26 protein-coding genes are annotated in these 26,560 nt (G+C 59.6%); 17 read left to right on the forward strand and 9 right to left on the reverse strand.

Annotated elements, in window-relative coordinates; translation table 11 throughout:
- Positions 1-175: 175 nt before the first annotated feature.
- On the forward strand, positions 176-1,060 hold the full coding sequence (dapA, locus tag CFBP6623_RS03695) for a 4-hydroxy-tetrahydrodipicolinate synthase (protein ID WP_046798749.1): 885 nt from the start codon (positions 176-178) through the stop codon (positions 1,058-1,060).
- A gap of 161 nt (positions 1,061-1,221) precedes the next feature.
- Positions 1,222-1,704 carry an SsrA-binding protein SmpB gene (smpB, locus tag CFBP6623_RS03700; RefSeq protein ID WP_046798750.1) on the forward strand — a complete coding sequence of 161 codons (483 nt, stop codon included), beginning with the start codon at positions 1,222-1,224 and terminating at the stop codon, positions 1,702-1,704.
- Between the two features lie 194 nt (positions 1,705-1,898).
- Here smpB and CFBP6623_RS03705 read toward each other — a convergent pair whose 3' ends face one another.
- Complete coding sequence (locus tag CFBP6623_RS03705) at positions 1,899-3,398, reverse strand: methyl-accepting chemotaxis protein (protein ID WP_046798751.1); 1,500 nt, start codon at positions 3,396-3,398, stop codon at positions 1,899-1,901.
- 220 nt (positions 3,399-3,618) lie between these two features.
- Positions 3,619-4,188, reverse strand: coding sequence for an NYN domain-containing protein (locus CFBP6623_RS03710; protein ID WP_035218078.1), 570 nt, complete (start codon positions 4,186-4,188; stop codon positions 3,619-3,621).
- 393 nt (positions 4,189-4,581) lie between these two features.
- Between CFBP6623_RS03710 and rpoZ the strand changes: the two genes are divergently transcribed.
- On the forward strand, positions 4,582-4,974 hold the full coding sequence (gene rpoZ, locus CFBP6623_RS03715; RefSeq protein WP_046798752.1) for a DNA-directed RNA polymerase subunit omega: 393 nt from the start codon (positions 4,582-4,584) through the stop codon (positions 4,972-4,974).
- Between the two features lie 132 nt (positions 4,975-5,106).
- Positions 5,107-7,341 (forward strand): RelA/SpoT family protein, encoded by a 2,235-nt coding sequence (locus tag CFBP6623_RS03720; protein ID WP_046798960.1) that lies wholly within the window; start codon positions 5,107-5,109, stop codon positions 7,339-7,341.
- Between the two features lie 7 nt (positions 7,342-7,348).
- Here the strand turns inward: CFBP6623_RS03720 and CFBP6623_RS03725 are convergent, their stop codons facing one another.
- Positions 7,349-7,540 (reverse strand): hypothetical protein, encoded by a 192-nt coding sequence (locus CFBP6623_RS03725; protein WP_080842682.1) that lies wholly within the window; start codon positions 7,538-7,540, stop codon positions 7,349-7,351.
- On the opposite strand from CFBP6623_RS03725, the gene CFBP6623_RS03730 reads away from it, so the two are divergent.
- The 9 genes from CFBP6623_RS03730 (at position 7,539) to recO (ending at position 14,240) form a co-directional block, all read left to right on the forward strand.
- Positions 7,539-7,685: a hypothetical protein gene (locus CFBP6623_RS03730; protein WP_003496944.1), complete on the forward strand. Its 147-nt coding sequence runs from the start codon at positions 7,539-7,541 to the stop codon at positions 7,683-7,685. The two genes, CFBP6623_RS03725 and CFBP6623_RS03730, sit on opposite strands and share 2 nt — an antisense overlap.
- A 445-nt stretch (positions 7,686-8,130) precedes the next feature.
- Complete coding sequence (locus tag CFBP6623_RS03735; RefSeq protein WP_046798754.1) at positions 8,131-8,709, forward strand: DUF2062 domain-containing protein; 579 nt, start codon at positions 8,131-8,133, stop codon at positions 8,707-8,709.
- Positions 8,706-9,110 (forward strand): holo-ACP synthase, encoded by a 405-nt coding sequence (gene acpS, locus CFBP6623_RS03740; protein ID WP_046798755.1) that lies wholly within the window; start codon positions 8,706-8,708, stop codon positions 9,108-9,110. Before CFBP6623_RS03735 ends, acpS begins: the two co-directional genes overlap by 4 nt.
- Positions 9,111-9,320: 210 nt before the next feature.
- Complete coding sequence (gene lepB / locus CFBP6623_RS03745; RefSeq protein ID WP_046798756.1) at positions 9,321-10,067, forward strand: signal peptidase I; 747 nt, start codon at positions 9,321-9,323, stop codon at positions 10,065-10,067.
- Positions 10,064-10,783 (forward strand): ribonuclease III, encoded by a 720-nt coding sequence (rnc, locus tag CFBP6623_RS03750; RefSeq protein ID WP_046798757.1) that lies wholly within the window; start codon positions 10,064-10,066, stop codon positions 10,781-10,783. The genes lepB and rnc overlap by 4 nt, the downstream gene beginning before the upstream one ends.
- Before the next feature lie 74 nt (positions 10,784-10,857).
- Entirely contained in the window at positions 10,858-11,808 is a 951-nt protein-coding gene (gene era / locus CFBP6623_RS03755) for a GTPase Era (RefSeq protein ID WP_046798758.1), read from the forward strand.
- A gap of 345 nt (positions 11,809-12,153) precedes the next feature.
- Positions 12,154-12,906, forward strand: coding sequence for a Crp/Fnr family transcriptional regulator (locus CFBP6623_RS03765; RefSeq protein WP_046798760.1), 753 nt, complete (start codon positions 12,154-12,156; stop codon positions 12,904-12,906).
- A gap of 135 nt (positions 12,907-13,041) precedes the next feature.
- Positions 13,042-13,419: a response regulator gene (locus CFBP6623_RS03770; RefSeq protein WP_046798761.1), complete on the forward strand. Its 378-nt coding sequence runs from the start codon at positions 13,042-13,044 to the stop codon at positions 13,417-13,419.
- Positions 13,420-13,475: 56 nt separating this feature from the next.
- Positions 13,476-14,240, forward strand: coding sequence for a DNA repair protein RecO (gene recO, locus CFBP6623_RS03775; RefSeq protein ID WP_046798762.1), 765 nt, complete (start codon positions 13,476-13,478; stop codon positions 14,238-14,240).
- Positions 14,241-14,242: 2 nt separating this feature from the next.
- Here recO and CFBP6623_RS03780 read toward each other — a convergent pair whose 3' ends face one another.
- Complete coding sequence (locus tag CFBP6623_RS03780) at positions 14,243-15,457, reverse strand: MFS transporter (RefSeq protein ID WP_046798961.1); 1,215 nt, start codon at positions 15,455-15,457, stop codon at positions 14,243-14,245.
- A 180-nt stretch (positions 15,458-15,637) separates the two neighbouring features.
- Between CFBP6623_RS03780 and CFBP6623_RS03785 the strand changes: the two genes are divergently transcribed.
- Entirely contained in the window at positions 15,638-16,372 is a 735-nt protein-coding gene (locus tag CFBP6623_RS03785; protein WP_046798962.1) for a class I SAM-dependent methyltransferase, read from the forward strand.
- A gap of 30 nt (positions 16,373-16,402) precedes the next feature.
- Here CFBP6623_RS03785 and CFBP6623_RS03790 read toward each other — a convergent pair whose 3' ends face one another.
- The 4 genes from CFBP6623_RS03790 to CFBP6623_RS03805 form a co-directional block, all read right to left on the reverse strand.
- Positions 16,403-17,245: an MOSC domain-containing protein gene (locus CFBP6623_RS03790; RefSeq protein ID WP_046798763.1), complete on the reverse strand. Its 843-nt coding sequence runs from the start codon at positions 17,243-17,245 to the stop codon at positions 16,403-16,405.
- A gap of 11 nt (positions 17,246-17,256) precedes the next feature.
- On the reverse strand, positions 17,257-17,901 hold the full coding sequence (locus CFBP6623_RS03795) for an HD domain-containing protein (protein WP_046798764.1): 645 nt from the start codon (positions 17,899-17,901) through the stop codon (positions 17,257-17,259).
- Positions 17,898-20,669 (reverse strand): DUF2339 domain-containing protein, encoded by a 2,772-nt coding sequence (locus tag CFBP6623_RS03800; protein ID WP_046798765.1) that lies wholly within the window; start codon positions 20,667-20,669, stop codon positions 17,898-17,900. The genes CFBP6623_RS03795 and CFBP6623_RS03800 overlap by 4 nt, the downstream gene beginning before the upstream one ends.
- A gap of 270 nt (positions 20,670-20,939) precedes the next feature.
- Positions 20,940-22,499, reverse strand: a complete 1,560-nt coding sequence (locus tag CFBP6623_RS03805) for a VOC family protein (RefSeq protein ID WP_046798766.1) — start codon at positions 22,497-22,499, stop codon at positions 20,940-20,942.
- Positions 22,500-22,789: 290 nt separating this feature from the next.
- On the opposite strand from CFBP6623_RS03805, the gene CFBP6623_RS03810 reads away from it, so the two are divergent.
- From CFBP6623_RS03810 to CFBP6623_RS03820, 3 genes are all read left to right on the forward strand, one after another.
- Positions 22,790-23,833, forward strand: a complete 1,044-nt coding sequence (locus CFBP6623_RS03810) for an ABC transporter substrate-binding protein (RefSeq protein ID WP_046798767.1) — start codon at positions 22,790-22,792, stop codon at positions 23,831-23,833.
- A 220-nt stretch (positions 23,834-24,053) separates the two neighbouring features.
- Positions 24,054-24,842 carry an ABC transporter ATP-binding protein gene (locus CFBP6623_RS03815; RefSeq protein ID WP_046798768.1) on the forward strand — a complete coding sequence of 263 codons (789 nt, stop codon included), beginning with the start codon at positions 24,054-24,056 and terminating at the stop codon, positions 24,840-24,842.
- Complete coding sequence (locus CFBP6623_RS03820; RefSeq protein WP_046798769.1) at positions 24,839-25,657, forward strand: ABC transporter permease; 819 nt, start codon at positions 24,839-24,841, stop codon at positions 25,655-25,657. The genes CFBP6623_RS03815 and CFBP6623_RS03820 overlap by 4 nt, the downstream gene beginning before the upstream one ends.
- A gap of 185 nt (positions 25,658-25,842) precedes the next feature.
- On the opposite strand, the gene CFBP6623_RS03825 is transcribed toward CFBP6623_RS03820, so the two are convergent.
- Positions 25,843-26,529 carry a metal-binding protein ZinT gene (locus tag CFBP6623_RS03825; RefSeq protein ID WP_046798770.1) on the reverse strand — a complete coding sequence of 229 codons (687 nt, stop codon included), beginning with the start codon at positions 26,527-26,529 and terminating at the stop codon, positions 25,843-25,845.
- Between the last annotated feature and the right edge of the window lie 31 nt (positions 26,530-26,560).

The following is a 26,560-nucleotide window of genomic DNA, read 5'->3' on the forward strand; positions in this document are numbered from 1 at the left end:
CCGCCGCGATTTTTTAACTGTGGTGTGACGTTTCCGGACTGTCACACTTCCGACAATTTCGGACAAAATAGGCTGCCTTTGCGCTTGTCGGCGCCAAGGGCTGGCACTAATGTGTGCCGGTTTTAACCATCGAATGCGGCCGAAGCATGAACCGGCTCGGCGCCAGGAGCTTTGCATGTTCAAGGGATCAATTCCCGCCCTCATTACTCCGTTCACGGACAATGGTGCCGTGGACGAACAGGCCTTTGCCGCCCATGTGGAATGGCAGATCGCCGAAGGCAGCAAGGGCCTTGTGCCCGTGGGTACGACGGGGGAATCCCCGACGCTTTCCCACGATGAGCACAAACGGGTCGTTGAACTGTGCATCGAGGTTGCGGCGAAACGGGTTCCGGTCATTGCGGGTGCAGGCTCCAACAATACCGATGAAGCGATAGAGCTTGCGCTGCACGCGCAGGAAGCCGGCGCGGATGCACTGCTGGTGGTCACCCCCTATTACAACAAGCCGACGCAGAAGGGCCTGTTCGCCCATTTCTCGGCTGTTGCCGAAGCGGTGAAATTGCCGATCGTCATCTACAATATCCCGCCGCGCTCGGTGGTGGATATGTCGCCGGAAACCATGGGTGCGCTCGTCAAGGCGCACAAGAACATCGTCGGCGTCAAGGATGCGACGGGCAAGCTCGACCGCGTTTCCGAACAGCGCATTTCCTGCGGCAAGGATTTCATCCAGCTCTCGGGCGAAGATGGTACGGCGCTCGGCTTCAACGCCCATGGCGGTGTCGGCTGCATCTCGGTCACTGCCAATGTTGCGCCGCGCCTCTGTTCGGAATTCCAGGCGGCAATGCTTGCGGGTGATTACGCCAAGGCTCTCGAGTATCAGGACCGCCTGATGCCGCTGCATAAGGCGATCTTCATGGAGCCCGGCGTCTGCGGCACGAAATATGCGCTGTCGAAGACACGTGGCGGCAACCGCCGGGTCCGCTCGCCTTTGATGAGCACGCTGGAGCCGGCGACCGAAGCGGCGATTGACGCGGCGTTGAAACATGCCGGCCTGATGAACTGAGAGACGCCTGAAAGCCTTAAAGGCGCGCAATGGGCCCGCTTCGCGACAGAAGCGGTTCCGCGCGCCTTTTCTTTTTGCGACGACGATACTAAATAGAGGCTCGAAAACCGCTCCGGCCGGCAGGCTGCGGCGCAATAAGAAAAACAAGGGATTGAAATATCATGGCCCCCAAAGGCAGCCAGCGCGTGGTGAACAAGATCGTTGCGGAAAACCGCAAGGCTCGCTTCAACTACGAAATCATCGACACCTATGAGGCAGGCCTCGTGCTGACCGGCACCGAGGTCAAGTCGCTGCGCGAAGGCAAGGCGAATATTGCCGAATCCTATGCTTCGGATGAGGGTGATGAAATCTGGCTGATCAATTCCCACCTGCCGGAATATCTGCAGGCCAACCGGTTCAACCACGAGCCGCGCCGCCGCCGCAAGCTGCTTTTGAGCAAACGCGAGATCAGCCGCCTGCGGGCCGGCATCAACCGCGATGGCATGACGCTGGTGCCGCTGAAGGTCTATTTCAACGAAAAGGGCCGCGCGAAGCTGGAACTGGCGCTCGCCAAGGGCAAGAAGCTGCACGACAAGCGCGAGACGGAAAAGGAACGCGACTGGAACCGGCAGAAGTCGCGGCTGCTGAAGGGTAACAACGCCTGAGCGGCAGGAAATTTCGCGGCCTAGAGGGTAGCGACCTTTCGCCACTTGTTCTTCCGTCATGCCGGACTTGATCCGGCATCCAGCCACGGCGCGTCTGCGCCGTGGAAACGATCCTTTCAGCCCAAGGACTTGGGCTGGCTGGATCCCGGCTCAAGGCCGGGATGACGGGAGCGTGCTGCTGCCCGTGGCGCCTCTCAAGCAGCCCGATAAGTCCGCTCTACATAGGCCTTCGAAGCCGAGACACTGAACCTGCTGACAAGCGCTGCGAGATTGGCGCTGACATCGCTCAGATTATGCGTGGCCGCATTGGTTTCTTCCACCATGGCCGCATTCTTCTGGGTCAGATTGTCCATGCTGTTGATCGCGGCGCTGATTTCCTGAATGCCGACGGACTGTTCCTGCGCCGCCTTGGTCAGCGAGGCGATATGTTCCTGAATGTGATCCACCTTGTTGCCGATCGTATTCAGGGATTCGCCCGTCTTGTTGACCAGCGAGACACCCTGCATCACATCCTCGGAAGATTTGGAGATCAGCGTCTTGATTTCCTTGGCGGCGGTGGCCGAGCGTTGCGCCAGTTCCCGCACTTCCTGGGCGACGACGGCAAAACCCTTGCCGGCCTCACCGGCGCGTGCTGCTTCTACGCCGGCATTCAGCGCCAGAAGATTGGTCTGGAACGAAATCTCGTCGATGACGGAGATGATCTGGGTGATCTTCTGCGACGATTCCTCGATGGCGCCCATCGCCTTGACGGCCTCCGTCACCACATCGCGGGAGCGCGCCGCCTCAACGGCCGAGCTTTCGACGATGGCCTTGGCCTCTTCGGAGCGCTGCGCCGAGAGTTTGGAAATGGTGGTGATTTCCTCGACGGCGGCGGCGGTTTCCTCGAGGGCGGCGGCCTGCTGTTCGGTCCTGCGGGCCATGTCGTCAGTCGCAGAGGTCAACTCGCGGGTGTTGCCGGAAATCTTGTTGGCCTCTTCGACGATCTGCCCAAAGGCGCCGGAGAGATTGCCGACCGCAGCGTTGAAATTGGCGATCAGCCCTTCAAATTGCGGCGCGGTCTTTTCGGTGATGCTGGAGGTGAGGTCGCCATTGGCCAGCTTGTTCAGCGCATTGTTGAGCAGTTCGAGAACGTGCTCCTGTTCCTTCTTCATCTGCGCCTGCTCAGCCTCCACCTTCAGCCGCTCGGCGGCCAGCACGTCGAGATAGACGGAGATCGAATAATCCATGTCCAGAAGGGCGGCCTTGATGGTTGCGGACAGCCCATCCTTCAGCTTCCTGGCCTTCTTCTCCATGAAAAGGCCCTTCAATTCGGAACCGATCACCGCCTTGACGATGCCATCAAGCATCAGCGCATAACCGCCAATATACCAGCGCGGCTCCAGGCCAAGCCTCGCATGGGTGCGGCCAATGGCAGTGACGGCGTCGGTATAGTCCACGTTGAACGTGCCGGAGGCGATCCTCGCCCAATGTTTCAGCTGCATGCTCTTGGCATGGTGAATATGCGCGTCACTGGAGAAGAACTTCGCGGTTTCCGGCACCGAGCGAACCTTCGCATAAAACCGGTCGAGAGAGGCGTCGAGAGAACCGGTGATGACACCCTTCATGTCCGAAAGATTTTGCCGCTGCTCGTGCCCAAGCCCCAGAAAATTCAGTCGTTCATCGAGTTGTTGATTGGTTTTCGCTTGGCCATGCATGTCTAGTCATCCTGCTTTGACACCCAAATTACGTCGGTGGTGCCGTTGCGTGATTTAGACACGTCTAAAATTAACCAAGATATAATTTCGCATGGCCGGATTTGACGTTTGTTAATTTAAACGGCAATTTTCCGCGGTCGAGCGGGGTGTGGCCTAAACAAAAACGCGCCCGCCTTTCGGACGGACGCGCTTCTGTGATGTTAGTGCCGCGAAAGCCGGATCAGATCGTCTCAGGGCTTTCGACATGCCGGGCAGGGCGCTCATTCGGGTCGCGCCCGATCTCTGCCTTCAGCGTCATCAGATCGATGAAGTGATCGGCCTGCCGGCGCAGATCGTCTGCAATCATTGCGGGCTGCGTCGCCATGGTGGAAACCACGGACACCTTGCGGCCCTTGCGCTGCAGCGCGTCCACCAGCGTGGTGAAATCGCCGTCGCCGGAGAACAGGACGAGGTGATCGACCGTCTCGGACTGTTCCATGGCATCGACAGCAAGTTCGATATCCATGTTGCCCTTGATCTTGCGGCGGCCGAGCGCGTCGGTGAATTCCTTCGCCGGCTTCGTCACGACCTTGTAGCCGTTATAATCCAGCCAGTCGATCAGCGGGCGGATCGAGGAATATTCCTGATCCTCGATCAATGCGGTGTAATAATAGGCACGCAGCAGGTATCCACGCTTCTGAAACGCCTTAAGGAGCTTGCGGTAGTCGATATCGAATCCCAGGCTTTTCGATGCTGCATAAAGATTGGCTCCATCTATGAAGAGCGCAATTTTCTCCCGTGGATCGAACATTCCATCCCATTCCTTTTTTTGGAAAGGCCATTATCTGGCTTTTATATCCGGTCGATAACGCAAAAAAACATGTCGTATCAACGAGCTTCGCGCATCGCCGTTAGCGTTTTAAGTAAGGTAACTTCACCCGTATTCCAAGACAATTCTTCTAGACATTTTGTTCATCAGACGCCAAACATGGGCAATAAGGTGCCAAAAGACGCCAAAGACAGGAAAAACTTGAATTCCGCGGCCAATGGCTGTATCGGAAGCTGGAAAGCTTCGTCGCGAGAAAACTTGAATGTTTTTCGCAAGGCACGAAGCGCAGATTCAATAGGTTAGAGCATCCCTTGTGCACCCCGAACATCGCACGGCGCTCTGATCCACGACATTACGACACGCAAAGGACAGGCAATGGCCCGCGTCACAGTTGAAGATTGCATTGATAAAGTAGACAACCGTTTCGAACTGGTGCTTCTCGCCAGCCACCGTGCGCGCCAGATTTCTCAAGGGTCTTCCATCACGGTTGACCGCGACAACGACAAGAACCCGGTTGTGGCGCTGCGCGAAATCGCCGATGAAACCCTGTCGCCTGACGACCTGAAGGAAGACCTCATCCATTCGCTGCAGAAGCATGTTGAAGTGGACGAGCCTGAGCCCGATCCGGTCACGCTTGCCGCCTCCACTGGCGCCGATGGCGAAGACGACGACCAGCCGGAAACGGTTACTTTCGACCAGATGTCGGAAGAAGAACTGCTGGCCGGTATCGAAGGCCTTGTGCCACCGGAAAAAAATGACGACTATTGATCTGACTTTATGACGCCATTGGCAGGCGGTGGTTACCGTCTGTCAATATTTCCCGTCATAATCTGATCCCTATTGATGCAGCATTGTGCGCCGACCCCAAGGTTGGCGCGCTTTCTTTTTGTGGAATATCGCATGATGCGGCAATACGAACTCGTCGAGCGGGTTCAAAAATATAAACCGGATGCGAATGAGGCCCTGCTGAACAAGGCCTATGTTTATGCCATGCAGAAACATGGCCAGCAAAAGCGGGCCAATGGCGACCCCTATATCTCGCATCCGCTGGAAGTTGCCGCCATCCTCACTGAAATGCATCTCGACGAATCGACCATCGCGGTGGCGTTGCTGCACGATACGATCGAGGATACCACCGCCACCCGCGCCGAAATCGATGAGCTGTTCGGGGAAGACATCGGCCGGCTGGTGGAAGGGCTGACCAAGCTCAAGAAACTCGATCTCGTTACCCGCAAGGCCAAGCAGGCTGAAAACCTGCGCAAGCTGCTGCTTGCCATTTCCGACGACGTGCGTGTTCTCCTGGTCAAGCTCGCCGACCGCCTGCACAATATGCGGACCATGGAATATATGCCGGCCGACAAGCGCAGCCGCATTTCCGAGGAAACCATGGAAATCTATGCGCCGCTCGCCGGCCGCATGGGCATGCAGGATATGCGCGATGAGCTGGAGGACCTGTCCTTCCGGTATCTCAACCCGGAAGCCTATGAGACGGTGACCAATCGTCTGCAGGAACTGGAAACCCGCAATGAAGGCCTCATCAAGAAGATCGAGGACGAATTGCGTGAGCTTCTGGTGGCCAATGGCCTCATTGGGGCGGGCGTCAAGGGACGTCAGAAAAAACCCTATTCGGTGTTCCGCAAAATGCAGTCGAAGTCGCTCTCCTTCGAGCAGCTTTCCGATGTTTATGGCTTCCGCCTTCTGGTGGATGATATTCCCTCCTGCTACCGGGCGCTTGGCATCGTGCATACCCGCTGGCGCGTGGTGCCCGGCCGCTTCAAGGACTACATCTCCACGCCGAAGCAGAACGATTATCGCTCCATCCACACCACCATCGTTGGCCCCTCGCGCCAGCGTATCGAACTGCAGATCCGCACCAAGCGCATGCATGAGATCGCCGAATTCGGCATCGCCGCGCATGCGCTTTATAAGGATGGTGAAAACGGGGAGGGCGATCTGCTCTCGCCGGAATCGAACGCTTATTCCTGGCTGCGCCACACCATCGAATCGCTGGCCGAAGGCGACAGCCCGGAAGAATTCCTCGAACATACCAAGCTCGAACTCTTCCAGGACCAGGTGTTCTGCTTCACGCCGAAGGGCAAGCTGATTGCACTGCCGCGCGGCGCGACGCCCATCGATTTCGCCTATGCCGTTCACACCAATATCGGTGACACCACCGTTGGCGCGAAGATCAACGGCCGGATCATGCCGCTCGTCACCCGCCTGAACAACGGCGACGAGGTGGAGATCATCCGCTCCGGCGTACAGGTGCCGCCTGCCGCATGGGAAGAGGTGGTGGTGACGGGCAAAGCCCGCTCGGCCATTCGCCGCGCCACCCGCATGGCCATTCGCAAGCAATATTCCGGCCTCGGTTATCGTATTCTCGAGCGCACCTTCGAGCGCGCCGGCAAGGCCTTCTCGCGGGAAGCTCTGAAGCCCGTGCTGCATCGCCTGGCGCAGAAGGATGTGGAAGACGCCATCGCCGCCGTCGGGCGCGGTGAGGTTTCCTCGCTCGATGTGCTGCGCGCGGTCTATCCGGATTATCAGGATGAGCGCGTCACGGTGAAGATGACCGGCGATGATGGCTGGTTCAACATGCGCAGCGCCTCCGGCATGGTCTTCAAGATCCCCGGCAAGTCGCGCTCGGTTCTCGAGGATGACGGTGCGGCCGAGATGCTGGATGGGCCGGACCCGCTGCCCATCCGTGGCCTTTCCGGCAATGTCGACGTGCATTTTGGTGCGGCCGGCGCCGTTCCGGGAGACCGCATCGTCGGCATCATGGAAAAAGGCAAGGGCATCACCATCTATCCGATCCAGGCACCGGCGCTGCAACGCTTCGACGATGAGCCGGAGCGCTGGATCGATGTGCGCTGGGACCTCGATGAGGCGAACAAGTCGCGTTTCATGGCGCGGGTGATGATCAATGCGCTGAACGAGCCGGGCACGCTCGCCTCGGTGGCGCAATCGATCGCGACGCTGGATGTCAATATTCGCGGGCTGAACATGGTCCGCATCGGTACTGACTTCTCCGAACTGGCGTTGGATGTCGAAGTCTGGGATTTGCGGCAGCTGAACCAGCTTCTGTCGCAGCTGAAAGATCTCGACTGCGTATCAACAGTGGCGCGTGCCTTCGATTGAGGCATTTTTAGTCGCTGCCGTAACCCAAAAGGCCGCCGTTATGCATTGGTTGCATAGCAGCGGCCTTTTCCTGTCTCTGGTCGCAGGCGGGGTTTAAGACTATCTTCCTTTCAGAAATTGAAGACGGGAAACGCGGCGTGCCGGTGGGATTTACACCGATGAGAAACGCCAATCCCAAACCGAAAGGACCGAAAATCATGTTTACTCCGCTTCGCAAGATCGCCCGTGCCGTTCGTGGCAAGACCACGCAGGAACGCGAATTCGAATATCTCAGCGGCTCGGTATCGAATGTCGACCTCGAGTTCCGCCAGCGCGAAATCGACCGCGGCCTGTTCCGTCGGTAATGCGCTCAGCGCATGGCAGCCCTTCGCCATGCGTATGCGGCCAGCAGGTGCAGCCGTATCGGCCTGAGCATTGCTGTGTCTCGCAAAACTATGTGAATGCGCGCTTCAAGCGGGCGTCCACCGCAGTCCTGTCTGAATGACGGGACGCGTGGCTTTTGAAGCGAAGTTGACGGCGAGAGGGTGGGTATTTCCCCTGCGTCATCCTTGGGCTTGTACCAAGGATCTAATCACGTCGAATAAAATCAATTGGTTGTAGATCCTCGGGACGAGCCCGAGGATGACGTCAGAGTGTCCGGCAAGGTTCGTATTCATCTGGTGGCGCCGCGCAGTATCGGCGGAATGCCGGCTCAAGGCCGGAATGACGGAAGAAAATACGCCTGCAAAAGATCTCCGCGCCGTCTATGATGCTCTTGGCTCAACCGGGGCGATGAAATAGACTGCCCTCATGCCGTTTCGCCGCCGTGAACCCGTTGGTTTTTCAGAGAAGATTCGCGACCTCTTCTGGCCGCGCACGGGTTTTTCCCGTTCGCTGCGCTATATGAAGCTGCGTCTGCTCAGGCTTTCCGCCTCTCCACATTCGGTTGCTGCCGGCGTCGCCCTCGGTATCGGCGTGGCTTGGACGCCGTTTCTCGGCATTCATATCATCATCGCCATGGCGCTCGGTTTCCTCATGCGCGTCAATCTTGTTGCCGCAGCGCTCGGCACGACCTTCGCCAATCCACTGACATTTCCGTTTATATGGGCATCCACCTGGGAACTGGGGCATTTCATCCTCGGCCGCCAGAGCGCGGAAAGCGCTGCGCATGTGGATTTCGTTGCGCTGTTCAGCCATCTCGAATTCCGGCAGATATGGACACCCGTGCTGGAACCCATGACGGTCGGCGCGCTGTTTCCGGCTGTCATCAGCGCAGTCATCGCTTATGTCGTCGTTTACGGCCTCATCAGCGGCTTCCAGCGGCGCAAGATGGAAAATCTTGCACACCGCGCCGCCAATAAGAACGCTTCTCTGGAGATGTTGAAATGATCATTGGATTGGGCAGCGACCTGATCGACATTCGCCGCGTTGAAAAGTCGATCGAGCGTTTCGGCGAACGTTTCACGCATCGCTGCTTCACCGATATAGAGCGCGCCAAATCCGATGGCCGCAAGAACCGCGCCGCCTCCTATGCCAAGCGTTTCGCCGCCAAGGAGGCCTGTTCCAAGGCGCTTGGAACAGGCCTTGCGAATGGAGTTTTCTGGAAGGACATGGGCGTCGTCAATCTGCCGGGCGGCAAGCCGACCATGCTTCTGACCAATGGGGCAGGGGAAAGACTGGCGGCCATGCTGCCGGCCGGCCACCGCGCCAATATCCACCTGACGATAACGGATGATTTCCCTTATGCTCAGGCATTTGTGATTATCGAGGCGCTTCCCGTGAATGGCTGAGACCCGGTGCGGCCGCATTGGCGGCCTATTTGCACCCTTGTCATAGAAGCGCTTCCCTTCGGGCTGGAAAGGTTCTAGAGAAGTCGCAGAAATATGAAAGCGTTGCCGGCTGTATGAAGAGTGCTTCATGCGGCGCAAGCACGACAAAACAACGGCCCCGATGCCTTCGTGAAACCGAAGAAGCCGGGAAACAATCAGGCAGGTCTCTAAGTGTCCGAAAAAGCTGAGAAGAAGCAGAACGCCCTCTGGGAGAACGTCAAGGTCATCATTCAGGCGCTGCTGCTGGCCATGGTCATCCGCACCGTGCTGTTTCAGCCCTTCACGATCCCATCAGGCTCGATGATGCCGACGCTTCTGGTGGGCGACTATCTTTTCGTCAACAAGTTCTCCTACGGCTATTCGAAATATTCGCTGCCCTTCTCGCCGAACCTGTTTTCGGGCCGTATTCTGGAATTCAGCAAGCCCAAGCGTGGCGATGTCGTGGTGTTCCGCCTGCCGCCCAATCCTGAAGTGGATTACATCAAGCGTCTCGTCGGTCTGCCGGGTGATCGCGTTCAGGTGACGAACGGCGTGTTGTTCATCAACGGTCAGCCGGTGCCGAAGCAGCCCGACGGCACCTTCACCTCCGATTACCGCGCTGATCCTGGCGCCAATGTGCCGGTCTTCCGCGAAACACTGGATAATGGCGTCACCTATGACACGCTTGACCAGTCGCCCGACTCGCGCGGCGACAACACCCGGGAATTCCTGGTGCCGGAGGGCCATTATTTCATGATGGGCGACAACAGAGACAATTCGCTCGACAGCCGCTTCGATGTCGGTTTCGTGCCGGAAGAAAACCTGATCGGCCGCGCCAGCGTCATCTTCTTCTCGCTGGGCAACGACACGCCGTTCAGCCGCATTTGGGAATGGCCGGCCAACATGCGTTGGGACCGCCTCTTCAAGGTTGTGGAATGAGCAAGACCAAGCCGCTTTCGGCGGACGAGATTTCGCGTCTGGAAGCGTTGATCGGATATGAGTTCAAGGAAAAGGCCCGGCTGGACCGGGCCTTGACGCATGCCAGCGCGCGCTCCGCCGCCGCCGGCAATTACGAGCGGCTGGAATTTTTAGGCGACCGTGTCCTCGGTCTCTGCGTCGCCGAATTGCTTTTCTCCACCTTCCGCAACGCCACCGAAGGTGAACTCTCCGTCCGTCTGAACCAGCTCGTCAGCGCCGAATCCTGCGCCGCGATCGGCGACGAGATGGGGCTGCACAATTTCATCCGCACCGGATCGGACGTGAAGAAACTGACCGGCAAGGCGATGCTGAACGTGCGCGCCGATGTGGTCGAAAGCCTGATCGCCACCATCTATCTGGATGGCGGGCTGGAGGCATCCCGCAGGTTCGTTCTGAAATATTGGCAAAGCCGGGCGACAAGGGTGGATGCCGGGCGGCGCGACGCCAAGACCGAGTTGCAGGAATGGGCGCATGCCAGATTTGCGACGACACCCGCTTACCGGGTTGACGATCGTTCCGGACCGGATCACGATCCAAGCTTCACCGTGACGGTGGAAATTCCCGGCGTGAAGCCGGAAACCGGCGTCGAGCGCTCCAAGCGCGCAGCCGAACAGGTGGCGGCCACCAGATTGCTGGAACGCGAAGGCGTCTGGCAGAAAAGCCCCACCAAAAACTGAGCACCCCACCTTAGGGTGCCAAAATCGAGCGCATGGCGGACCCTATGGCCGCATGTTGAATACCTCTGACCTTGATGGATATCATGACCGATCACGAAAACCCCGCCATTGAAGGCGAAGACAACAACCTTCCGACCCGTTCCGGCTTTGTGGCCCTCATCGGCCCGACCAATGCCGGCAAGTCGACGCTGGTCAACAGGCTGGTAGGCGCCAAGGTTTCGATCGTCAGCCACAAGGTGCAGACGACGCGCGCCGTGATGCGCGGCATCGCCATTCACAAGAATGCGCAGATCGTTTTCATGGACACGCCCGGCATCTTCAAGCCGCGCCGCCGGCTTGACCGCGCCATGGTCACCTCCGCCTGGGGTGGGGCAAAGGATGCCGATCTCATCCTGCTTCTGATCGACAGCGAGCGCGGCCTCAAGGGCGATGCGGAGGCGATCCTTGAAGGTCTGAAGGACGTTCCGCAGAAGAAGATCCTCTGCCTCAACAAGATCGACCAGGTGAAGCGCGAAGACCTGCTGACGCTGGCCGCCGCCGCCAATGAGAAGGTCGCCTTCGATCGCACCTTCATGATTTCGGCCACCAATGGTTCGGGCTGCGAAGACCTGATGGATTATCTGGTGGATACCCTGCCGGAAGGTCCGTGGTATTATCCGGAAGACCAGATTTCCGATCTGCCGATGCGCCAGCTCGCCGCCGAAATCACCCGCGAGAAGCTTTTCCTGCGCCTGCATCAGGAACTTCCCTATGCCTCGCATGTCGAGACGGAAAAGTGGGAAGAGCGCAAGGATGGCTCCGTGCGCATCGAGCAGGTGATTTATGTGGAGCGCGACAGCCAGAAGAAGATTGCACTCGGCAAGAACGGCGATGCGATCAAGGCGATCTCCACCGCCTCGCGCAAGGAGCTGTCGGAAATCCTCGAGCAGCCGGTCCATCTCTTCCTGTTCGTCAAGGTGCGCGAGAACTGGGGCGATGACCCCGAGCGTTTCCGTGAAATGGGACTGGAGTTCCCGCGCGGCTAGCGCACTGGCGCACCGGCAGGGTGAGAGCATGCGCCCGCCTCCGTCATTCCGGCCTTGAGCCGGAATCCAGCCAGCCCAAGTCCTTGGGCTGAAAGAACTCTCTCGCCGCGCAGACGCGCGTCGACTGGATTCCGGCTCAAGGCCGGAATGACGAGCGGGAAATGTCGCGAACCAACGCGAACATCGAGATTGCCTCCAAAGCCTTCGTTTTTGTGTGTTGGAGCGTAGGGCGCGCCGCGATCCTTGAATGACTTGAATATCTTCACCCACCATCGGGAACCGAATGCGTTCAGGCGGGTTGTTCCAAAACAATTGGGCGCAACCTTTTTTCGATGACGGATATTCATGTCGCCAAAAAAACCGAACGGAATTTCCACCACGCCGTGTCAGCAATGTCCCCTGCGTGACCTGCCGCATTTCAGGGATTTCGCCCCTTCCGAACTCGATTTTGTCTCCCGTTTCAAAACGGGGGAACTGGCGGTGGAAAGCGGCTCTGTCATTTTGATGGAAGGGTCGCACAGCGCCCACCTCTATACCGTGCTGCATGGCTGGGCCTTCCGCTACAAGACGCTGGAAGACGGCCGGCGGCAAATCCTCAACTATGTCATGCCGGGCGATCTTGTTGGCCTGCAGGGCACGGTCATGGGGGAAATGCAGCATTCGGTCGAAGCGCTGTCACCGGTGACGTTGTGCGTTTTCGAACGATCACGCCTCAACAACCTCTTCACCGATCATCCGACCCTTGCCTATGACCTGACCTGGATCGCGGCAAGCGAGGAACGCATGCTTGACAGTCATCTGCTCAGCATCGGCCGGCGCACTGCGCTGGAGCGCGCCGCCTATCTCATTGCGTTTCTTTACAGCAAGGCAAAGGCGGTCGATCTTATGCGCGGCGAAACACCTATTCCCGTCACCCAGCAGCATGTGGCCGATACGCTCGGCCTTTCCATCGTCCACACCAACAAGACCTTGAGAAAGCTTGTTGATCGCGGTCTCATTCGCTGGACGGACAAGGGCTGTCTGGTGCTCGACAATGCCGGATTGAGCCATGTGGCCGGCTGGGAAAGCGACGAGAAGCGGCAAAGACCCTTCATCTGATCTTCTTTCGACATGTCTTTTTTAAATGACGGTTGGGTCGCAATTTGCGACTGCTAAGCCATGGTGCTGGAACATCACTTTGAAGGCCGTGGCGCGCAGCCAGTTGGCGCCCCTCCTGTTGAAAGAAGAAAACATATGGTGCCACAACGGGTTATCATCGTTGAGGATGAATATCTGGTGGCGCTTGATGTCGAGGCGGTTCTCCAGTCCATGGGTGTCGAAATCATCGTCATCGCAACGACGCTTGCGCAGGCGCGGCAGACCGTCGAGCAGGACGGCGCCGATTGCGTGCTTCTCGATGTCAGCCTTTCCGACGGCATGAGTTATGATTTTGCGCGCCAGCTGCGTGAGGCCGGTATTCCCTTCGGTTTCGTCAGCGGTTATGGCGATACGACAGGTTTTCCCGACGATCTTTCGCAGGCGCCTCTGCTCGGCAAGCCTTTCGGAGAAAATGAAATCATGGATTTCGTTCTCGGCCTTGTCGGCGTTTCGAGTGACACCGTAAAAGAATAACGTTTCGCCGAAGGATCGGTTATGATCCGGCTTGAATCGAAATTCGGACAGGTTTCATGCAGTGGCAGGATGAGGCAATCATTCTCGGCGTAAAACGCCATGGCGAGACGAGTGTCATCGCCGAGGTGATGACCCGTACGCGCGGCCGGCATCTCGGCATGGTGCGCTCCGGACGCTCCCGCAGCATGCAGCCGGTGCTGCAGGCGGGAAACCGGGTGGATGTCATCTGGCGGGCGCGACTTGACGACCATCTTGGCGAATACCGAATCGAGCCGCTGCAATTGCGCGCCGCGCAGCTGATGGAAACGGCGACCGCTGTTTACGGCGTCCAGGCCATGGGCGCGCTTCTCAGGCTTCTACCGGAGCGCGACCCGCACCCGCATCTTTATCAGGCGCTCGATATCATCCTCGACAATCTCCACGATCCGGCCGATGCCGGGGAATTGTTCGTGCGGTTCGAACTCGCGGTGCTGAACGATCTGGGTTTCGGGCTTGATCTCACCGAATGCGCGGCGACGGGGCTGCGCACCGATCTCATTTATGTGTCGCCGAAAACGGGCAGGGCGGTTTGCCGCACGGCCGGCGCGCCTTATGCGGAGCGGATGCTGTCGCTGCCCGCTTTTCTCGGTGAGGGCCAGTCGAAAGCTGCCGACCCCGAAAGCCTTGCGGCGGCCTTCCGCCTGACGGCGCATTTCCTCAACCGGCATGTCTATGATCCGCGCGGCCTGAATGAAAACGCCGCCCGCGACGGTTTCGTGCAGGCGGCGCTGAAGGCGCTGCAGCGCAGGGCATCACCGCCCGCGCTTGATAAGGCCGTGTAGTCTCAGGCCATTGCAGGCCGCGGCGCGGGCCGCTCCTGAATAGGCCAATGCACGATGGCCGCAAAAATCCCCATGCCGACGCCAAGCCACCAGACGAGATCATAGGACCCCAGCCGGTCATAAAGGAAGCCGCCGAGCCAGACGCCGAGGAACGAGCCTATCTGGTGCGACAGGAATACGACACCGCCGAGCATGCCGAGATGGCGCGTGCCGAACATGATTGCCACCAGCGCGTTTGTGGGCGGCACGGTGGAAAGCCATAGAATACCCATGACAGCCGCGAACAGGATGACCGAAAGTGGCGATTGCGGCAGGAGCAGGAAGGCCGTCACGACAACCGAGCGGGCAATATAGATATAGGCCAGCATATAGGGTTTCGAATAACGCTGGGCGATGACGCCGGCGGCGAGCGACCCGATGATATTGAAGAAGCCGATCAGCGCCATGGCAATGACGGCGTAACGCGGTTCGATGCCGATATCACCGAGATAGGCCGGGAAATGCGCGGTGATGAAGGCCACCTGAAAACCGCAGACGAAAAAGCCTGTCGTCAGCAATAGATAGCTTTTATGGCCAAGCGCTTCCCTTAGTGCTTCGCCTGCCGTCTGCTGGAACTGTGTCTGCGACTGGCTGCCGGAGGAGGAATTGCCGCGCATGGGAATGGCGAGCAGCGGCACCAGCATCATCATCACGGCAAGCCAGACGAGGCTGTTCGACCAGCCATAGGCGGAAATCAGGCCCTGGCTGATCGGTGCGAACAGGAACATGCCGGCAGAGCCCGCCGCCGTGCCGATGCCGAAGGCGAGCGAGCGCTGCTGCGGCGTCACATGGCGCGCAAACGCCGACAGGATGACGCTGAACGAACCGGCGGCGATGCCAAGCCCGACAAGCACGCCACCGCCGAAATGCAGCCAGAAGGGCGAGGTGTCGAAGGACATGCAGATGAGGCCGGCGGCATACAGAAAGCCTGACAGCACGAGCACGCGGCCCGTGCCGTATTTATCGGCGATTGCGCCGAAGAAGGGCTGGCCGAGACCCCAGAAGAGATTCTGCAAAGCCATTGCGAGGCCGAAGGTGGAACGGTCCCAGCCGGTATCGGCCAGCATCGGCAGCTGAAAAAAGCCCATGGCCGAACGCGGACCGAAGGTCATGACGGCAATCAGCGACCCCGCGGCGATAATCAGCCAGGGCATGGTCTGGCGTGTGGCTTGCAACATGAAATTCTCCTGCTGCAGCATGCGCCTTGGAGATGGCGCAAATCTTCTGCAGATTCCCTCTGATCGGCATGAATATTAGCTTTTGTCAGCCGTCCCCACTAGCGACTTTTCTTGACCCCCATTATTCATGGGATTGATGGGATGCCCGCACATTATTGCCGGAATTCCGGAGAGATGACGATGAAGCAGAATATTTACGACGACCCCGGGTTCTTCGAGCGCTACAGCGCCATGCCGCGCTCCGTGGAGGGGTTGCAGCAGGCCGGCGAGTGGCACGAACTGCGCGCCATGCTTCCGCCGTTGCAGGGCCGGAGCCTTCTCGATCTCGGTTGCGGTTTCGGCTGGCATTGCCGTTATGCGGCAGAGCAGGGGGCGGCCCGTGTCGTCGGCGTCGATCTTTCGGAGAACATGTTGCGCCGTGCCGCCGAAATAAATGGCGGGTCCGGTATCGAATATCGCCGGGCGGCGATCGAGGACATCGATTTTGCGTCCGAAAGCTTCGACGTGGCGCTGAGTTCGCTCGCTTTGCATTACGTCCGCGATCTCGATGCGGCATTCGCGAGGGTGTTCGCTGTCCTGAAACGCGGCGGCGATTTCGTCTTTTCCATCGAGCATCCGGTGTTCACGGCTCTCGAAAAACAGGACTGGTTCTACGGCGACGATGGTGAAATCCTGCACTGGCCGCTCGATAATTATCAGGACGAGGGCGTGCGCCATTCCAACTGGATGGCGGATGATGTCGTCAAATATCACCGCACGGTGTCAGGCGTTCTCAACAGCCTGCTTTCCGCCGGCTTTGCCCTGACGCGTCTGGCCGAGCCGAGGCCCGATCCCGCTTTGCTCGCTGAGCGACCGGAGTTGAAGCACGAGGACCGCCGCCCGATCTTTCTGATCGTCAGCGCCCGCAAGCCGTGATGGCATGACGGGCGCTGCAACGCCCGTGGCCTAGCGTCTCTTGATCGCCCAGCCTTCCGTCCGTTCCTCGACCACCTTGGCCACGTCGCCGACCGACAGTCTGCCCTGACCGCGCGGCGTCACGTTCCAGCCGAACAGCGGGCCGGGCACGCGCCGATCACCCGACATGCGGATGCGGCCCATGGCTTTCATGGGCGAGGGCACATCGCGGGAGCCGGTTATCTGGTCCTGCGTGGTCATGATGCAGCGGGCGCAGGGTTTTACGAGATCGAAACGAATGCCGCCGATCTCGATAGCCGCCCAGCGGTCCTCGGCCCATGGCTCGTCCGTATCAAGCACGATATTGGGCCGGAAGCGCTCCATGCCAACAGTGTCTTCGCCATTGGCGCGCATATTGTCGTTCAGCGCGGCGAGCGAGGCGGTGGTGGTGACGAGGATCTGATAGCCGTCCGCAAAGGTGACGGGCGTTTCGTTACCCGTCCATTCAAGGCTTGCAATGCGTTTTGAGGCATCATCGAAGAATGCCAGCTTCACCTCGCGCCCCAGCCACGCCGAAAGCGTAGTGTTGGTCTCGTCATCGGCGATGTTGGCGCTGACGATCGATTTCCACACCGCCACATCCATGCGCTGGCCGGACGGTTTTGCGACGATCTCGCCACCCTTGTCCCGCGCAAGCGCCATGCCGCCATCCTCATGCCGCGCCAGAACCGTGGCGATGGAAGGCAATTCGCGCTGGGTGATGAAATGGCCGGAAGGGTCGATCAACATGGCGCGACGGTCGCCGGGCAGGCCCTCGTCCGAAACAGCGCTCTCGGAGAGGGGAATGCCGCGCGCGCTTTTCAGCGGATAGATGTTGAGTTCGGTCACACGCATCTTGGATCTCCTCAAATCTCGTCGAGAAACAGGTCGAGCACCTGTTTCAGCCGCTCATGGCGGGCCTTGGCCATCTGCCGCCCCGTCTCGGTGCGAAAGCCGTCTGCCAGTTTGAAAAGCTTGGTTTCAAAATGGTCGATGGCAAAGGCGCGGTCGTCAAGCGGTCGATCTTTGGCCAGCGGATCGGCCGGATCATAAAGCGCCGAACCCATGCGCCCGGCAATATAAAAGCAGCGCGCCGCCCCAACCATGCCGATGGCATCCAGCCGGTCGGCATCCTGAAGGATTTTTGCCTCCAGCGTCTGCGGCGCGATATTGGCCGAAAAGCTGTGGGTGGTGATGGCGTGTGCGGCGGCGTCGATATCCTGCTTCTGCCAGCCGAGCCCGGCCAGAATGCCGGCCGCCTTTTCCGCCGCAAGCCGTGAGGCCTGCGCGCGTAGCGGCGAGTTCTTTTCCACCGCCACGCAATCATGCAAAAGCACGCTGGCTGCCAGCACCGTGCCATCGCCGCCTTCGTCCGCATGGATGCGCATGGCGTTGCGGAAGACGCGGTGAATATGGGCAAGATCATGCGAGCCGTCGCCGGTATCGGCGGCGTGCGGTATCAGGTCCTGCGCAAGCGCCGCATAGGGCGCGAAAGCCTCTGCCGCGATCATGCCTGCGGCTTCCGGGTGAGGATTTTCTGGTAGAACAGGCCGATGCCGATCAGCACCGCGCCGAGCCCGATGAAGGACAGCGCCCTGAGCACGCCTTCAAGGTTGCTCATGTCGATGAGGAAGGCCTTGGCGACGGAAATCAGCACGAAGGCGGCGGATGCCAGACGCAGGCTGCGGGCATTGAAGCGCGAACCGAGCACCAGCAGCAGCACGCCGATCAGCAGCCAGACCACCGAATAGCTGTAGGTCTCACCCTGCAGGAAACCCTTCCAGTCGGCGATGTTTTCGCCCTGCCAGAAGCGGCGGACCGAAAGCGTTGCCCAGGCAAAACCGAGTGCGGCGCCTGCCACCGCCAACATGCTGACATAGGGCGGGGGACGTTTGCCGCGCGCATAATAGGCAAGGCCGCCATAGGCGAGTGCCGGCAGGAGATAACCGATCAGCAGCAGGTTGAGGACCGGAATGCGCCCGGTATTTTCGCCGGTGAAATAGGGGTTGAGCGTGAAGAAATGCATCGTCAGCACATTGATGACGGCGATCACGCCGGCAATCATCGAACCGTAACGGAAGACGGGGCTTGGGCTTTTCAGGTCGAGCGTCATCAGCACGCCGGAAAAACCGATGGTCAACAGCGTGTAGATCGATTGTTCGCCAAGCGTCGGAACGCTGTTATCAAGCGTGCCGCCATTCATCGCGTGGCGGATGAGGATGGCGACGGCCAGAAGACCCATGACGCTGGCAATCGCCTGCAGGAAGTTCTTCGCCCTCACACCCGGCCAGTCGCGCAGCAACCAGGCGGAAGCGACGGCCAGCAGCGCGGGAATGCCATAACCCGGCAGAAGCGCGTTGAAGACCGGCGTGAGCCCAAGATTTTGTGGCCCGACGATGGTGGGTTCCCAGGCGATGCGGCCGAGAACGGCAACGCTTGCCACGGCCATCACCCAGGGCAGCACATCCCAGTTGCGGTAACGGCTGGCCAGCACATAAACGAAGCCGATGACCGAAAGCAGAACGGTTGTCGCAAGCCCTTCCGTTAGCGTGTGCAGGCTGAGCGCGAAGGCAGCGAACGAGCCGAGCACGAGAATGTTGAGCGGCTTGCGATAGGCCTCGTTGTTCTGTCGGTGCAGCCATTCTGCACCGGCAATCAGCACGAAGCCGAGACCGAGACCATAGGCGGCGTGCAGCCAGTCGCGGCCGAGATTGCCGTATTCAACGAAGCTTGCCGTTGCCAGCCAGACGGGGAACAGCGCGGCAATACCTGCCCAGAGCTGGGCGAAATCCGCATCGTCGGCGCCCTTGCGTTTCAGGAAGGAGAAGGCGCAGAGCACGAAGACGGCGCCAAGACCAAGCGCCATGGCGATTTCAGCCGTATAGCCTGTTCCGACGGGCGGAAGCGTTACGCCGGTATCGTTGATAAGGCCGATGAAATCGATGCCCTGCCGTGACATCAGCGCCACCGCCGTCTGCGCGCCGAGTGCTGCAATGATGGCCGGCCACACCGCATAATGGCGGGCGGCGCCAAGGGCCGCGAGTGCTGCGATCAGCGCCAAGACGATCAGCACCGGGTGAGTGTCGATGCCGCCACTGGCGAACAGGAAGCCGATGGCGGGCAGGATGACGGCCATCGATACGGTGAGGTTGATGGCAAGCGACGGCCGCAGCAGAAGCCGAATGGCACGGATGGCGCGCCGCTCCGGGGCGGCGGTTTCACCGGCCTCTGCCGGCGGTGTGTCGAAGTGTTTTCCGGGCCACAGGAAGATCGTACCGGCCAGCATGATGAGCAATGCGAGTGTCGGCGGTTCGGCATTGATCGTCTCGGAATAGCCGATATAGCCGAGCGCCCAGAGGCCAAGGCCGGCATTGGCAAGCGACGGGACCACGGTCCAGCCCTGCCTGCGCGCTGCGGCCGCCGTCGCCAGCCACGAGATCGTCAGGAAAACGAAAAGCGCCCAGATATTTGGTGTTTCGCTGGAAATCAGCGCTGGCGTCAGCATCGAGCCGAGAAGACCGAGCCCGGCCAGCGCCTGCCCATGCAGAAGCGACAGGCCAATGGTGGCAAAGGCGACAAGCCCGAGCAGGATGAAGGCCGTTCCTGAGCCGATATAACCGTAAATGCCATAGGCGGCATAAACCACGCCGAACAGCGTCAATGCACCGGCCGCCGTCAGCACGCCCGGTATCATGGCGTTGGAATAGGCGGCGGCGATGCCCGGCACGGCCTTGCGGCGGATCGCCTCGCCGGCAAGCCCGAGAACGAGGCCGAAAATGGCGGCGAGCGAAAGCCTGACCGCCGGGCCTAAGAGCCCCGATTCGATCGAATATTTGACGAGGAAAATACCGCCGAGCGCAAGCGCCAGCCCGCCGGCCCAGACAGCCCAGCGTGCGCCAAGCAGGCTTTCGAAGCTTTCTTTCGTGGCCGGCGCGGACGCGGTCTCGTTGGCGAGCGCAGGCGGCGCTTCTTCACGGGCCACGTCCTCAGCTTCCACTATCGCGGCGGCTTCTTCAGGCTCGGAGGCGTATTCAGCTTGGGACGCTGCTGCTCCGGGCAAATCCCCGTTTGTCTCTTCCGCCTCGAAATCCGTGTTTTCCACAGACTCCACGCTTTCAGCCTGTGCCGTCGCGGGAGACGTCACCCCGGCAGCCATCAATCGCTTGAGGTTGAGAACCTCGCGTTCCAGCGATTTGATTCGGCTTGAATTACGGATGCTCGCGACCAGCGTGTAGATAAAGGCCGCGATGAGGGCGAGGATGAGAAACGGGATTTCCAAACGGGCTCTCCAATTACGAAGCTGTTTTTAAAGCCCTTTTGGCGAATTTATGCAAGGCCCGGTTGATGAATGGCAGGGGGAAACAGGGAGCGAGCGGGTCCCACTTGTTTCTTCTCCCCGCCGGGGAGAAGTCCGCGGCAGCGGGATGAGGCGGCGAGGGTAGTGGTTTGCGGAGAGCTAGCCCCCTCATCCGACCCTTCGGGCCACCTTCTCCCCGGCGGGGAGAAGAAATGGGCGGCACCCGCTCGGCGCATGCCCGTCTATCGAAAATCAGGAAGCCGCCGCCAGCCAGCTCCGTGCCGCTTCTATATCGGCAAGCCCCAGATCATGCCCGTCATCCAGCATTTCCACCCGTGCCTCTGCGCCGCTCGCCGCAAGCCGGCCTTGCAGCTCGGCTGCTCCGTCGCGATATTTGTCGCGTTCGCCGGCGACGAGCAGGAAATTCCGGCCGGAAAGATGTGTTTGCGGCCATGTATCGAGAACCGGCATGGGGCGGTAGAGCAGGGCGTCTCCCGCAAGCTCGGGATAAAGTGCGGCAAAGGCCGCATAGAAATTCGCGCCATTCGAATGGCCGATAAACCGCAATTTCGAACGATCAAGACCATAGGAGCGGACCGCACCCTCGACAAAGGCGGCAAAGGCCTCCGCTTCTGCCGCAATGTCATTCTGGTCGAAGCTGAAATCGGGGAAACGCCGGAACCAGCGGGCGATCTCTTCTTCCGTGCTTCTGCCGCGCACGCCTAAAAGTGTCGCGCCGCGCGCGGCCCTGTGTGCCAGCGGCATCAGGCTCGTTTCGCTGCCGCCCGAGCCGTGCAGCAGGATGATGGTGCTGCCATCCGGCTCCTCCGGCGTATAGAACCGATGCACGAAGGGCAGATCGCGATAGATGATGCGTTCCTCGCCCGGCATGGAGAATTGCGGCAGGGCGACGCGCACATCCGCCTCGTCCTTCATGAACAGCGGCGGAATGAACAATTGTTCGCCAAGTGCTTCCAGCGGTTCGTCGATCGTCATGCCGGGGCCGTCGGTTGCCATTTCGATCAGCACGCCGCCCGGTTCGCGAACGTACAGCGAATGGAAATACTTGCGGTCATGGGCATTGGTGGTGCTGGAATTGAGCGATTTCAGCCCGGTGAGAACCGCATTCAGCTCATCCATATCCTCTGCGCGGAAGGCGATATGGTCGACCGTGCCGGTGCCCGGTGCGCTGGACCAGAAGCCGGTGGCATCGCGCACGTCGATGATGTCGCCGCTGTCGGACACGAGCCTGCGGATCGCACCGGTCTGGCTTTCCTGCCGGTAGCCGAAGTGCTTTTCCAGAAACGCCACGGTCTCTTCCGGTACCTCGCTCAGCATCGTCGCACCATAGATGCGGCGAATCGCGTCCTGCGCAGAAATGTCGTCCGTCACATGCGGCGTGGCATCGGCAAAGGCATGGGTGCCGACCAGCTTGACGATCAGGCCGTCAGGGTCTTTCAGCCGGATGACCGGCTCGCCGAATTCGTCGGATGGGCCCTCGGCGCGGATGCCGAATTTCAGTGCCCGCGTCAGCCAGAAACCGATGGCGGCAGGATTGATCGCTACCGAGACTTCCAGTGTCTGGCCATAACCGACACGGCCCTGGCCGCCATCTTCCCAGACGAGAAATGTCAAAAGCGAGCCGGGCGAGGCGATGTCGTCGCCATAAAGCAGGTGAAGCTGCATGGCGTCTTCGAAGCCGGCGGTGCGCTTGACCAGCTTCAAACCGAGGAAGCCGGCGTAGAAATCGACATTCGCCTGCACCTTCCGGGTGATCATGGTGATGTGGTGTATGCCCAGTGCAGAATTCATCTTGCGGTCCCGTCGTTTCGCCTGCTGTTCGTGGCCCTATTTGTCCTACGCTGCGCCTGATCCGCAACCCCGGCAAATGAGAACGCTGTGTTCTCTGCGTGAACGATATTGCTTGCGCTTCGTTGCACACACGCTGCGCAGAAACTGAGCTTTTTGCCTCCATATCGATCCGAATTGCATATTAAATAATCATACAAAATAATGGCTATTTTGTATGCAATTTTATCTTGCCTTGAGGGTGGGAATTGGCTCTTATGCAACCAATCCAACAAAACCATCAGGGGGAATAGATGTTCTTAACGCGCAGGTTGTTGTCCAAAGGGCTAGGTATTGCTGCCATCGGCGCCGCCGCCGCAATGGTGCTGCCGGTGACGGGCGCTTATGCCGAAACGCCGGTCAAATTCACGCTCGACTGGAAATTCGAAGGTCCCGCCGCCGGCTTCCTGCTGGCGCTCGACAAGGGTTACTTCAAGGCGGAAGGGCTCGATGTCACCATCGACAGCGGCAATGGCTCGGTGGAAGCCATTCCGCGTGTGGCGACGGGCGCCTACCAGATGGGGTTCGGCGACATCAACTCGGTGATGAAGTTCCTCGACGAGGATCCGAGCCAGAAGATCAAGGCCGTTTATATGGTTTATGAGCGCCCGACTTTTGCCGTCGTCGGTCGCAAGTCGCTCGGCGTGACGGGTGATCCGAAGTCGCTGGAAGGCAAGAAGCTCGGCGCGCCGCCGCCGGATGGCGCCTTTGCGCAATGGCCGGCCTTCAAGCAGGTCGCGGGTCTCGATGACAGCAAGATCAAGATCGAATCGATCGGTTTTCCCGTGCGTGAACCGATGCTTGCCAAGGGAGATGTCGATGCCGTCTTCGGTTTCGCTTTTTCGGTCATCCTCAACTTGAAGAAGCAGGGCATTGCCGATGACGACATCTCGACCATCCTGATGGCCGAGCACGGCTTGAATCTTTATGGCAATGCGGTGTTGGTAAACACTGATTTCGCTGAGAAAAACCCTGATGCCGTGAAGGGGTTCCTCAAAGCGCTGGCCAAGGGCTTCGCCGATTCCGTCAAGACCCCGGAAGAGGGCGTGGCGGCGGTGCTGAAGCGCAACGAGACGCTCGACAGCGCCATTGAGCTGGAACGCCTCAACATGGCCAACAGCATGAACATCAAGACGCCCTATGTGGTGGAAAACGGCATGGGCGGCGTTGATCCGGCCCGGCTTGCGGCTTCCATCGAGACTTTGAAGGTTTCCATGGGCCTGAAGGGCAATGTGAAGGCGGAGCAGGTGTTCGACGCGACCTACCTGCCTGCCAAGGAAGAGCGCATGCTTCCCTGAGGGGCGGCGTTGCAGATTGAAAGAGCGGGTGCCGCGAGTTTCTTCTCCCCGTCGGGGAGAAGTCCGCGACAGCGGGATGAGGGGGCAAGCTCTCGGTCTATCGCTGACGTCGCCCCCTCATCCGACCCTTCGGGCCACCTTCTCCCCCTCGGGGAGAAGAAACAAGCGGCAACGCTGCGGGATTAAACGGCCTGATCAGCAACTTAAAACGGGAACAGCAATGTCACATCTCGTGGAAATAGACAGCGTCGACATGCGCTACGGCGGGTCGGCCGGAACGCTGGCCGTATCCGGTTTGAACCTGACGGTCGACAAGGGCGAATTCGCCGCCGTGGTCGGCCCCTCCGGCTGCGGCAAGTCCACGCTGATGAAATTGGTGACGGGACTGCATATTCCGCAGAAGGGCAATGTCATCGTTGCCGGGCGGCAGGTCACGGAGCCGGTCTCCATCGTCGGCATGGCATTTCAGAACCCGACGATGTTGCCCTGGCGTACGACGCTTGAGAACATCCTGCTGCCGCTGGAAATCGTCGAGAAACACCGCCGCCGTCTGCGCGCCCACAAGGCGGAATATGTCGCGAAAGCCGAGCGCCTTCTGGAGATCGTCGGTCTGAAGGGCTTTGGCTCAAAATATCCATGGCAGCTTTCCGGCGGCATGCAGCAGCGTGCCAATCTCTGCCGCGCGCTGATCCATGAGCCGGAACTTCTGATGCTGGATGAGCCATTCGGTGCGCTCGATGCCTTCACCCGCGAGGAATTGTGGTGTGTCATCCGTGACCTGCACGCCGCGCAGCGCGTGACCATCATTCTGGTAACCCACGATCTGCGCGAAGCGACCTTCCTCGCCGACAAGATTTTCGTGATGAGCGCAAGGCCGGGCCGCGTGCTGGCGGAACATCGCGTTCCCTTCGCCCGCCCGCGGCAACTCGATCTCATGTATGACAAGGGTTTTAACGACATGGTGCAGGCACTGCATGGCGAAATCGCGCAGGCGAGGGTGGCGGCATGAGTGCGATCATGGAAAGCACCGTCACGGCCGAGCCGCGCAAGCCGCTGATTGCCCGCGTCAACTGGGTGAAGGCGGCCCCCTGGCTCTATACGCTGGCGCTCTTCGTGCTGTGGGAATTACTGGTATATGCGCTGAAAATGCCGCCCACCATCCTGCCGTCGCCCGTGAGAGTAGGTCAGGCCATCCTGCAATATTGGTCGCCGATCTGGAAGAATTCGCTGCAGACGCTTTATACGACGACTTTGGGCTTTGCCATCGCCGTTGTCGCCGGCCTTGCCATCGGCCTGTTCATCGGCTGGTCGAAAACCATTTATGCCGGGCTTTATCCGTTGATGATCGGCTTCAACGCCATCCCGAAAGTGGCGCTGGTGCCGATCCTTGTCATCTGGTTCGGCATCGGCACTGTCCCCGCCGTGTTGACCGCCTTCCTGATTTCCTTCTTCCCCATCGTCGTTAATGTCGCCACTGGTCTTGCCACGATCGAGCCAGAAACCGAGGACGTGCTGCGGGCGCTGGGCGCAAAGAAGATGGACATCATGCTGAAGGTCGGCATTCCGCGCTCCATGCCTTATTTCTTCGGCTCGCTGAAAATCGCCATCACGCTCGCCTTCGTCGGCTCGGTCGTCTCGGAGACTGTCGCCTCAAATTATGGCCTCGGCAACATGATGAGTTCGGCGCAGAGCCAGTTCAACGTGCCGCTGGTCTTTGCCGGCCTTCTGATGCTCGCGGTGGAGGGCATCGTCATGTACGCCATCATGGCCTGGCTGGAGAAGCGCATGACCGGCTGGGCGCATCGCTCGACCATGGGGCAGTGAGTCTTTCTTCTCCCCGCCGGGGAGAAGATGCCCCGAAGGGGTAGATGAGGGGGCAACGCCAGCAATAAACCGAGAGCTTGCCCCCTCAACCCGCGCTACGCGACCTTCTCCCCGGCGGGGAGAAGGTGAAAGAGGCATGCGCTCGGCATTCTTCGGGTCGCGGAAAGCCGTGAGCCCGCCATGGTTCAATGCGCCGCCATTTCCTTGACGATATCAGCGCCGTCCATCAGGAAGGGATAATAGGTGGGCCAGTTGGTGACTTCGTCCAGCAGGGCCTTGCGGTCATTCCCCCAGTAGAGATGGTAGTGGCCTGCCTTGACCGGGGCGATGGAATGGTCGCTGAACTGGATGAACTGCGGAGCAGCCTCGTCGCCAGCAGTCTTCTTGAAGATGTATCTTACGCCGCGATTGCCCTTCTTGTAGGTCAAGATTTCCTGACCGTCGCTGGCATATGTGCCTTCGACCGGCTTGCCTTCCTTGTAAAAGGCCACGCTGTCGCCCTTGATGACGATGCGGTTCACATCCGTCTTGTAACCGATGTCGTAATAGGCGCGATATTCTGCAGCCGTCTTGTCACCATGGGCGGCTTTTTCGGCCATGACGGAATCAAGCGAGCCGTTCAGCAGGTAGGGATAGACAGACTGCCAGTCGCCGTCCCAGTCGGAAAGCGTGCGCGGCTTCACCTGGGCGTCTTCGAAATAGCCGCTGTAAATCTTCTTTTCCGCCTCGGTCATCTGGTGGCCGTGATCGTGCCCATGGTCATGGCTGTGGGCGGCGGATTTGTCACCCCCGGCGGCCGTGGCAGCGGCTGCCACCAGCAGCATGGAACCAAGTGCCACCGCGCCGGTGACGAGGATGTGTGTCTTCTGCATTGTTTCGGCCTCTCATATCCGTCATCGAAAA

Source organism: Agrobacterium tumefaciens (genome assembly GCF_005221385.1).
Lineage (GTDB): Bacteria > Pseudomonadota > Alphaproteobacteria > Rhizobiales > Rhizobiaceae > Agrobacterium > Agrobacterium tomkonis.

Bases quoted from the DNA above. Each gene is read 5' to 3' on its own strand.
- dapA (WP_046798749.1), top strand. From the start codon at position 176: ATGTTCAAGGGATCAATTCCCGCCCTCATTACTCCGTTCACGGACAAT.
- recO (WP_046798762.1), top strand. From the start codon at position 13,476: ATGCAGTGGCAGGATGAGGCAATCATTCTCGGCGTAAAACGCCATGGC.
- CFBP6623_RS03765 (WP_046798760.1), top strand. From the start codon at position 12,154: ATGTCGCCAAAAAAACCGAACGGAATTTCCACCACGCCGTGTCAGCAA.
- CFBP6623_RS03730 (WP_003496944.1), top strand. From the start codon at position 7,539: ATGTTTACTCCGCTTCGCAAGATCGCCCGTGCCGTTCGTGGCAAGACC.
- CFBP6623_RS03705 (WP_046798751.1), bottom strand. From the start codon at position 3,398: ATGCATGGCCAAGCGAAAACCAATCAACAACTCGATGAACGACTGAAT.
- CFBP6623_RS03725 (WP_080842682.1), bottom strand. From the start codon at position 7,540: ATGATTTTCGGTCCTTTCGGTTTGGGATTGGCGTTTCTCATCGGTGTA.
- era (WP_046798758.1), top strand. From the start codon at position 10,858: ATGGATATCATGACCGATCACGAAAACCCCGCCATTGAAGGCGAAGAC.
- CFBP6623_RS03720 (WP_046798960.1), top strand. From the start codon at position 5,107: ATGATGCGGCAATACGAACTCGTCGAGCGGGTTCAAAAATATAAACCG.
- CFBP6623_RS03825 (WP_046798770.1), bottom strand. From the start codon at position 26,529: ATGCAGAAGACACACATCCTCGTCACCGGCGCGGTGGCACTTGGTTCC.
- CFBP6623_RS03735 (WP_046798754.1), top strand. From the start codon at position 8,131: ATGCCGTTTCGCCGCCGTGAACCCGTTGGTTTTTCAGAGAAGATTCGC.
- CFBP6623_RS03820 (WP_046798769.1), top strand. From the start codon at position 24,839: ATGAGTGCGATCATGGAAAGCACCGTCACGGCCGAGCCGCGCAAGCCG.
- rnc (WP_046798757.1), top strand. From the start codon at position 10,064: ATGAGCAAGACCAAGCCGCTTTCGGCGGACGAGATTTCGCGTCTGGAA.
- CFBP6623_RS03785 (WP_046798962.1), top strand. From the start codon at position 15,638: ATGAAGCAGAATATTTACGACGACCCCGGGTTCTTCGAGCGCTACAGC.
- smpB (WP_046798750.1), top strand. From the start codon at position 1,222: ATGGCCCCCAAAGGCAGCCAGCGCGTGGTGAACAAGATCGTTGCGGAA.
- CFBP6623_RS03770 (WP_046798761.1), top strand. From the start codon at position 13,042: ATGGTGCCACAACGGGTTATCATCGTTGAGGATGAATATCTGGTGGCG.
- CFBP6623_RS03810 (WP_046798767.1), top strand. From the start codon at position 22,790: ATGTTCTTAACGCGCAGGTTGTTGTCCAAAGGGCTAGGTATTGCTGCC.
- CFBP6623_RS03790 (WP_046798763.1), bottom strand. From the start codon at position 17,245: ATGCGTGTGACCGAACTCAACATCTATCCGCTGAAAAGCGCGCGCGGC.
- CFBP6623_RS03710 (WP_035218078.1), bottom strand. From the start codon at position 4,188: ATGTTCGATCCACGGGAGAAAATTGCGCTCTTCATAGATGGAGCCAAT.
- acpS (WP_046798755.1), top strand. From the start codon at position 8,706: ATGATCATTGGATTGGGCAGCGACCTGATCGACATTCGCCGCGTTGAA.
- CFBP6623_RS03815 (WP_046798768.1), top strand. From the start codon at position 24,054: ATGTCACATCTCGTGGAAATAGACAGCGTCGACATGCGCTACGGCGGG.
- CFBP6623_RS03805 (WP_046798766.1), bottom strand. From the start codon at position 22,499: ATGAATTCTGCACTGGGCATACACCACATCACCATGATCACCCGGAAG.
- CFBP6623_RS03795 (WP_046798764.1), bottom strand. From the start codon at position 17,901: ATGATCGCGGCAGAGGCTTTCGCGCCCTATGCGGCGCTTGCGCAGGAC.
- CFBP6623_RS03780 (WP_046798961.1), bottom strand. From the start codon at position 15,457: ATGTTGCAAGCCACACGCCAGACCATGCCCTGGCTGATTATCGCCGCG.
- rpoZ (WP_046798752.1), top strand. From the start codon at position 4,582: ATGGCCCGCGTCACAGTTGAAGATTGCATTGATAAAGTAGACAACCGT.